We start from the raw sequence: 7,641 nt of genomic DNA, 5'->3' as shown, positions 1-7,641 counted from the left end.
TTCATAGCAAATCTCACTTCTAGTCTTGATTTATACTATAAGAATAAGCCAAAACTGACTCAGATGCATAGGCATGTAATTTAAATACCTTAGCAGAGGCCCAAGATGCGGCATTAAGCCTAAATAGAGGCTCCGTTGGCAATAACGTGATGTATTTTGAAACGGGCCAAGGCAGCTCGTTGTCGGCCAATGCACATCATGGATTAGATCAACAAACCTGTGAAGCCAGAGCCTATGCCGTCGCACGCAAGTTTAATCCATTACTGGTCAACACAGTTGTTGGCTTTATTGGTCCTGAATATTTATTTGATGGTAAAGAAATTACCCGGGCAGGACTTGAAGATCATTTCTGCGCCAAGTTACTCGGTGTGCCAATGGGCTGTGATGTTTGCTACACCAACCATGCCGAAGCCGACCAAAACGACATGGACAATCTACTCACCTTGTTAGGCGTTGCAGGATGTTCGTTTGTAATGGGGATCCCCGGCTCAGATGACATCATGCTTAATTATCAAACCACATCATTTCATGATGCTTTATATGTCCGCCGAGTATTGGGTTCCCGTCCGGCCCCCGAGTTTGAGCAGTGGCTAACAAAAATGAACATCATGAAAAATAGCACTGATTGTGTGTTATCGAGCACGCTACCGAGCGCATTTTCTAAGCCATTGTATGCACTGCAAGGAGGCCGCTAATGAGCACACCTTGTGTAAAACAGACCAATAATGCCGTCGGTGCAGCCCTATCACATCTCGCTAATGGCACTGTGGTGTCCAATCCATGGCGCGATCTTCGCCGTTTTACCGATGCCCGCATAGGCCTTGGCAGAGCGGGCATTAGTCTACCCACATCTGAGTTGTTAGCGTTTCAATTGTCTCATGCGCAAGCACGCGACGCGGTAAACTTTCCGCTCGACATTGATGCACTGGTTGAGCAACTAGCCAGTATCCCATCACTGATTAACCTTGCCACGCCCATAAAGGTCAGCAGTCAGGCAAAAGACCGCATTACCTATTTACAACGCCCAGATCTTGGCAGAAAACTCGCCGACAGTGGTCGCAAAACGTTGTTAACCCACATGGATAACCAAGGTCAAGCGACCCACAGCCAATACGATCTCGCCATTGTGGTGGTCGATGGTTTGTCATCACTGGCGGTACAGAATAATGCCCAACCATTTATAACCGAGTTATTAACGCTGCTTAATCAGCAAGACACACCATGGAAAATAGCCCCAATAACCTTGGTTGAACAAGGACGTGTCGCCATAGGCGATGATATTGGTCAGCTGCTAAATGCCCAAATTGTGATGGTGCTAATAGGCGAGCGGCCAGGGCTAAGTTCACCTGACAGCCTTGGGTTATATCTTACTTGGGCACCTAAAACAGGACTCAACGATGCGAGTCGAAATTGTATTTCAAACATCCGCCCTGCTGGTTTGCTTTATAGCGAAGCAGCCAAACGTGCGGTTTATCTATTAACACAAGCCCAAAAAATCAAGCTAACGGGAGTCAATTTAAAGGATCGCACTCAAGACGATGTGATTGAACACCATCAACAAACCAAAAACTTTTTAATCGCGGAATAACACATATTAAAACTAAATAACCTCAACTCGGTTTAAGAGATGGGATAAGTAAACCTAATCAGAATATTTTACCTGTTCGATAACCGTTTACTACCCGTGCTGAGGTTAACTACCAACGGAGAAAACAATCATGTCTGAGAACAACAAAGAGTATCTTGCCAAAAGGCAATTAAAAAGCGGCACTGCAGGGTGGGTTTTACTCGCCGGTTTAGGAGTGTCGTACGTTATATCTGGAGACTTCGCCGGGTGGAACTTTGGTATAGCCGAAGCTGGCTGGGGCGGATTTGCCATTGCAGCTGTCTTAATGGCCATCATGTATTTAGCCTTAGTACTGTCTTTAGCTGAAATGTCAGCGGCAATACCTGCTGCAGGCGGCGGTTATAGTTTTGCTCGTCAAGCCATGGGCCCCGCCGGCGGTTATTTAACCGGACTTGCGGTGTTAATTGAATATGCGCTGGCGCCTGCTGCCATTGTGATTTTTATTGGCTCTGCAGTGCAAGAGTTATTGGGGTTTAATGGTCCTTGGGTCTATGCATTATTTTATATCGTTTTTGTGGGTATTCATCTAGCCGGTGTCGGTGAAGCACTTAAAGTAATGATGGTGATCAGCGGGTTAGCTGTATTGGTTATCATTGCGACTGCAGTCGTGCTGATCGGTAACTTTGATGCATCACGCTTATATGATGTTGCAGTGACAGAAGCGGCAGGGGCAAGTGAGTTTTTACCTCTAGGATGGTACGGCGTTTGGGCTGCATTGCCGTTTGCAATGTGGTTATTTTTAGCAGTTGAAGGTGTACCATTAGCAGCAGAAGAAGCGAAAGATCCAGCCAAAGATGTGCCAAAAGGCATTATTGGGGCAATGATATTTTTACTCTTTACTGCACTCTTGGTTGTGGTACTAGTCCCTGGTGCTGGCGGTGCTGCAGCCATGGGTGCCAGTGCGGTACCATTAGTTGATGCACTGAATGCTACCGGTAATCACAGCTTGGCTACCATAGTAAATATTTTAGGTTTGGCAGGTCTAGTTGCTTCATTTTTCTCAATTATTTATGGTTATAGCCGCTTAGTATTTGCGTTATCACGTGCCGGATATTTACCTCGTTCATTATCCATTACGACTTCACGCAAGGTACCTGCGCGCGCATTAATCGTCCCCGCAATATTTGGTTTTATTGCCTCACTGAGTGGCGAAGGTGATTTAATGCTTGCCATGGCCGTTGTCGGTGCCACTGTATCGTATGCATTAATGGCGCTTAGCCACATTTTAGTGCGGTTCAAACAGCCCGATATGCCTCGTCCATACAAAACACCAGGCGGTATTTTTACTTCGGGCATTGCTTTAGTGTTGTCGTTAATTGCACTCACTGGCGTATACGCATTCGATCCACGGGCGTTTCTATTCACTATGGTGTTATTTGCAATTGGTGCAGCCTATTACTTTGGCTATAGCGCCAAGCATTTAGTTGCTAAAAGTGCTAATGAAGAATTTGCCCTGTTGGCTGCGGCAGAATCAGACTTATCAATAGCAAATTAATTAGCCACGGTTACTTTGTAGATAAATGAAAAAGCGATGTTAATCTATAATTAACATCGCTTTTTATATACAGCACCATGCTATAAACGCGCGCCAGACCGCGGTCAAGTGTTATCCCTCAATCGTCAAAAGAGTCATGTTCTTCATCACTATTTAACGCTAGGTTAAGGTAATCGGAGTAACTAACACTATAGTGGATAATATTAGCAGATTATAAATCGACAAATTAACCCTAACCTGTATAATCCGCGGCCTATTTACTTAATATACTCACGTCTGTCTTATTCTCACACGGCTGTTTACTTGCCTTTTGTTGATAAATATTCAGTTAGTACACAGTTGGAACATTGCTTTGATTTCTACCGCTAATATCACCATGCAGTTTGGCCCTGAGCCATTATTTGAAAACATCTCGGCTCAATTTGGTCACGGTAACCGTTACGGTTTAATCGGCGCAAATGGCTGTGGCAAGTCCACGTTCATGAAAATCTTGAGTGGCGAGCTTACCCCAACGTCAGGAAATGTGTCGATTACGCCAGGCTTTAAAGTCGGTACCCTTAGTCAAGATCAATTCGCATTTGAGCAATATAGCGTAGTTGATGCGGTGATCATGGGCGATGTAGGGCTTTGGAAAGTTAAGCAAGAACGTGACAATATTTATGCTAAAGCTGAAATGACCGATGAAGATGGTATGCGCGTCGGTGATTTAGAAAGCCAGTTCGCCGAAATGGATGGTTACAGCGCCGAAAGTCGTGCGGGTGAAATCTTATTAGAAGCCGGCATCGATGAATCATTTCATTTTGGTTTAATGCAACAGGTTGCCCCTGGTTGGAAATTACGCGTGCTATTAGCGCAGGCTTTATTCGCTAACCCAGACATCTTGTTACTCGACGAACCCACCAACAACTTGGATATTCATACCATCAGTTGGTTAGCAACCGAGCTAAACAAACGTAAATGCACCATGATCATCATTTCGCACGACAGACATTTCTTAAACTCTGTTTGTACCCATATGGCTGATATTGATTATGGCGAATTACGGGTTTATCCAGGTAACTACGAATATTTCCTTGCTCAATCAGGTTTAATCCGTGAGCAACTTTTAGCCGGTAACGCCAAGAAAACGGCTGAAGTGGCCGAACTGCAAGACTTCGTTAACCGCTTTGGTGCCAACGCATCTAAAGCTAAACAAGCCAGCTCTCGTGCTAAAAAGATGGATAAAATTAAATTAGATGATGTTAAATCATCTAGTCGTATTACCCCATCAATCCGTTTTCCCGAATGCAAAAAACTGCATCGCCAAGCATTAGTGCTTGAGGAACTGTCCCACGGTTTTGATGAAGTATTATTTGAACACGGCGACCTTATTTTAGATGCCGGTTCAAAACTGGCGATTATTGGTGAAAACGGCGTTGGTAAAACCACCCTGCTACGCTGTTTGGTTAATGAATTAGATCATAATCATGGCCGGATTAAATGGTCTGAAAATGCTGCGATTGGTTATTGCCCACAAGACAGCACTGCCGACTTCGATAATGACATGACTTTATTTGATTGGATGTCATTGTGGCGCACACCAAAGCACAATGATTTAATGGTTCGAGGCATGTTAGGTCGGTTATTATTTACTGATGATGATGCCAACAAAAAAGTACGCAACTGTTCTGGTGGTGAAAAGAATCGTTTATTATTCGGTAAGTTAATGATGATGGATATTAACGTTCTGGTAATGGATGAGCCAACCAACCACATGGATATGGAAGCAATTGAAGCGCTAAACCAAGCGTTGAAATTATTTGAAGGCACATTGATATTTGTCAGCCATGACCGTGAATTCGTGTCATCACTGGCAACACGTATTATTGATGTAAAAGACAAAAAATTGATAAACTTCCATGGCACTTTTAACGAGTACCTTACAAGTCAAGCTGAAGCAGAAGCAAGAAGTTAATATCAACAACGTTTGCGCATTAGGTAATGGGTACTAGATTAGTAATATAAGGCCTTCATTTGTGGCGTAGTTAAGCATAAATGAAGGCCTTTTACGTTTAATTCACCTTGGTGATGACTGATATAATCGGATAAGCTAATAAATAGCAATCAGCAAAAAATACACGTAAAATTACTATCTAAATTAATAATTAACGTCCTAAAATAGCGAAAATATCATGAATAGAAAAATCGAATTATTGGCACCCGGTGGAGATGTCGATGCGATCAAAGCTGCGATTATTGCCGGTGCAAACGCCGTTTATTGTGGCTTAGATACCTTTAACGCCCGCAACCGTGCAGCCAACCTCTCCTTCGATGACTTAATTGGTGTTATCGCACTTGCTCACCAATACCAGTGTGAAGTGTTTCTCACCATGAATATCGTTATTCTTGAAAACGAAATTCCTACATTGGTTAAATTACTCAATCAACTGGTTAATACCGGTATAGATGGCATTATTGTACAAGACTTAGGTTTGTTTAATTTGTTCAGCAAACATTTTCCGAGCTTAGCAATTCATGCATCGACTCAGCTAACAACCCATAACGAAGGCCAAATTGGCTTTTTAGCTAAAATAGGCGCCACTCGAGTAAACTTATCGCGTGAGCTAAACCTTGGCGAAATTAAAAGTCTCACCACCTTGGCCCATGATCACGATGTTCTCACTGAAGTCTTTGTTCACGGCGCATTATGCATTGCCTTTTCTGGCCAATGTTATTCAAGTTCAGTCAGTGTCGGCAATTCAGGTAACCGTGGTCGTTGTAGCCAAGCGTGTCGTGATGAATATGAAATTACCGCCACTGGCAACAAGTTCCCGCTGAACTTAAAAGACAACTCAGCCTACTTTGATTTACCAGAATTAGTCGATGCTGGCGTTGACTCACTTAAAATTGAAGGCCGCATTAAAGGTGCTCAATATGTGCATACCGTGGTCGATAGCTGGCGCAAGCAGATTGATAAATTTATCGATACAGGTAAATTATTAGCCGATGACTCGAACTTACATAAAGTGTTTAACCGTGATTTTACCAACTCATTTTTAAAGGGTAATCTCACCAAAGACATGTTTATCGACAACCCGCGCGATAACAGCTTTAAGCATGCTAACGATAAGAGTAACGCGATATCTGTAGTGCAAATTGAAGCCGCACAACACACACTGTCGTCAGATAAAAACGCCATTGTTGAACTGGTCGCTGAAAAAATTAATCACTTAAGCATTGCCAAACCAACGCTAGCACTGGCGTTTTCCGGCCAAGTGGATCAACCGTTGTCGATAACGGTTAGCACCCCAGAACAACATTTTGTAATTAACTCAGCGATCACGTTAACTAAAGCAACAGAGTCTCGCATTGATGAAGCGGCTATCGAAAAACGCTTTAAAAGCCTTAAAAGCAGCGGCTATTTGTTACAAACGTTCAATTTTGACGACTTAGACGCCGATTTAAACCTGCCGTTTAGCCAATTAACTCAGCTTAAAAACCAACTGTTATTGCAGCTAACTCAAAGAGAATACATTGGTGCAGTAACCTTACCTAAGTTGACTAAACACCCAAAAGTGACCGAGGTCCCGACACTGTCTTTGCTGATCAGCGACGAAAAAGACGTTAACTTGTGCGATGTCACTGACGCCGATATTTATTTCAAGTTGCCAGAAAGCTTTAAGAAAAACGACAACAAGTACATCGACATATTCTTGCGTAACCCAAGGCTTATTCCGTGGTTTCCAGCAGTACTTATTGGCAAAGATTACCTTGAAGCAGTTAGAGTATTAGAAGTAGTAAAGCCCAAGCGTATTGTGACAAACAACACCGGCGTCGCGTTTAAAGCCTATGAAATGGACATCGAGTGGATTGCTGGGCCGTTTTTAAACACCACCAACTCTTATGCCTTGCTAACGCTACAAGAACAGCTTAATTGTGCTGGCGCGTTTATATCGAACGAGATTAACCGCAACCAAATTAGAAATATTGCCAGACCAGAAAACTTTAAACTGCTTTACAGCATTTATCACCCCATTTTGATGATGACCAGCAGACAATGTTTTTTCCAACAAACCGTAGGCTGTAATAAGCCCAGCATTGAAGATGGCTGCATGCTTAAATGTGAAAAAGCCACCACCATCACTAACGTCAAAGGCATTTCATTTGCGGTAGACAAACAAAAAGGCGGCTATCCGAGCATCTATAACCACGAACAGTTTTTAAACATCGAAGCCGTTGAAGACTTATCCCACTTATTTGATGAGTTCTTTATCGACCTCACCAACATTGGATCAGGTTCAAAAGCTGAAATCGATAAAGTACAACTGGTCAGTCACTTTGAAAACGTCCTTAAAGGCGTCGTAGATGCTAAAGTTGAGCTTAATCAACTGGTGACCATCTCGACTAACGCCCAGTATCAGCAAGGTTTGTAACCCGCTTGGCAGATGTTAATCGAGCTGAGGCTTAACATACTCAGTCCGTTAATCTTTGATAACAGCAAATGATGAGCGCTGACCTTACTGCAAAGGAGTGTCAGCTT

4 protein-coding genes and 1 pseudogene are annotated in these 7,641 nt (G+C 43.1%); all 5 read left to right on the top strand.

Going from position 1 to position 7,641, the window contains the following annotated elements; genetic code table 11:
- Positions 1–77: 77 nt before the first annotated feature.
- Positions 78–695 (top strand): annotated as a pseudogene (eutB, locus tag AAEZ02_RS18805) (ethanolamine ammonia-lyase subunit EutB); the annotation flags it as partial.
- Positions 695–1,588 carry an ethanolamine ammonia-lyase subunit EutC gene (gene eutC / locus AAEZ02_RS18800; protein WP_101031318.1) on the top strand — a complete coding sequence of 298 codons (894 nt, stop codon included), beginning with the start codon at positions 695–697 and terminating at the stop codon, positions 1,586–1,588. The pseudogene eutB and the gene eutC, both read left to right, overlap by 1 nt.
- Positions 1,589–1,718: 130 nt before the next feature.
- Positions 1,719–3,122: an ethanolamine permease gene (eat, locus tag AAEZ02_RS18795; RefSeq protein WP_124013132.1), complete on the top strand. Its 1,404-nt coding sequence runs from the start codon at positions 1,719–1,721 to the stop codon at positions 3,120–3,122.
- Between the two features lie 352 nt (positions 3,123–3,474).
- Positions 3,475–5,076, top strand: coding sequence for an ABC-F family ATPase (locus AAEZ02_RS18790; protein WP_124013131.1), 1,602 nt, complete (start codon positions 3,475–3,477; stop codon positions 5,074–5,076).
- A 217-nt stretch (positions 5,077–5,293) separates the two neighbouring features.
- On the top strand, positions 5,294–7,534 hold the full coding sequence (locus AAEZ02_RS18785; protein WP_351088100.1) for a peptidase U32 family protein: 2,241 nt from the start codon (positions 5,294–5,296) through the stop codon (positions 7,532–7,534).
- Positions 7,535–7,641: the final 107 nt, after the last annotated feature.

The organism is Shewanella sp. T24-MNA-CIBAN-0130 (assembly GCF_040310185.1).
Lineage (GTDB): Bacteria > Pseudomonadota > Gammaproteobacteria > Enterobacterales > Shewanellaceae > Shewanella > Shewanella psychromarinicola.
The sequence above is the reverse complement of the archived record's forward strand: the minus strand, read 5'-3'. Positions and strand labels throughout refer to the sequence as shown.